This window comes from Photorhabdus aballayi (assembly GCF_026153155.1).
Lineage (GTDB): Bacteria > Pseudomonadota > Gammaproteobacteria > Enterobacterales > Enterobacteriaceae > Photorhabdus > Photorhabdus luminescens.
In genome coordinates, this window is sequence record NZ_JAPFCD010000136.1 from 1 (window position 1) to 1,194 (window position 1,194).

General features: G+C 37.2%; 1 protein-coding gene. It reads left to right on the forward strand.

The features are described from left to right. The first annotated feature begins 422 nt into the window (after positions 1-422). A complete protein-coding gene (locus OO184_RS24900; protein WP_265381449.1) occupies positions 423-1,037 on the forward strand; it encodes a DUF8309 domain-containing protein in 615 nt (204 codons plus the stop codon). The last annotated feature ends 157 nt before the right edge of the window (positions 1,038-1,194 follow it).

Consider the following 1,194-nt stretch of genomic DNA (forward strand, 5'->3'; position numbering starts at 1 on the left):
CAAATCTTCATATCGATTAAGGCACTGGTGGTCTGAATTGATGATGAGTTTTATTCAAACGGGATGTAAGTTGAGTTAATCTAATTACAGGATATTCCCTTGATGAAGATATGAATGAAATCATAGATATTTACTATTGATCGTATAAGTATGATATCTTTGCTACACGATTTCGGCCGATGTGTACATTTTTCAGAAATAGCCTGTAAAGCAGGTTATTTTGAGCTTACACAGAACAGTAAGTATTTTGACAAGGAGAGCGGATTACATTCCAATGTCTTTTGGTATTATGCACTGAAAGCTAGACGGTTTGTTACCTCTGACCTCATAGTTTCAGGGCAATGCTTGTAAAAACAAGTACTTTTGATGTGACTGATAATCTTTTGAATGAGACAGGTAAGAGCAACAGCTGTATTAATAAAATGACTAAGCGTATTATTTGGAAACCCAATCACCTGGTGAGTGTCAAACTGAGAGATAATCTGTACACCATTGGACAAATGCTGAATCGTGCAGAAATGCGTTTTTATGATATTAGTAATACGAATGGTATATGGAAAGATATTGACCTTAACGAGGTTAATATCTTGTTTCGAGTTTTTGTTGTCAATACTGTTAGTAAGTTCCTGATACAGGATAAAATCAAGGATAAATCGGTTATCCCCAATCTTCAATCCTATGATAATTACTGGATTGAAGCCTATACTTCAATGGATATCGGGCACTATCCTAGTCACAGGGACAACTTCTCTTTCTTGGGTGGCAAACTGATTGATATTGGTTCAAGGGGGAATATTGGTACTACACTTGCTCCTGTGCTAAAAGAGGATTTATCGCTACCAGAAGATCGAGAGATTATCGAAAAATATGAGCTCACCAATATGTGGGCACACAGCAGTCTTCAAGAACGCCTTTGTCGCTATTTTGATAGAGGTATTAACCGTGACGACCTGAAATTTGAAGTGTTTCCAGGGTTATGGGATGACAGAGAGCAGCTGAGACCATTAACCAGTCGTTTGCCTGTACCTTTTCGATAACGTTAAGGCCAGAAATATCCTTACTATCTTTCAGGACTTTTCATTCCTTACTTTAACACATACTAATGCTGGATCTGTGAGAATTGGAGTGTATAGATATTGGCCAGCCTCTTCAATATCTATCGCTTATAATACACTTTTCTCTATTACGAAATAC

Bases quoted from the DNA above. Each gene is read 5' to 3' on its own strand.
- OO184_RS24900 (WP_265381449.1), top strand. From the start codon at position 423: ATGACTAAGCGTATTATTTGGAAACCCAATCACCTGGTGAGTGTCAAA.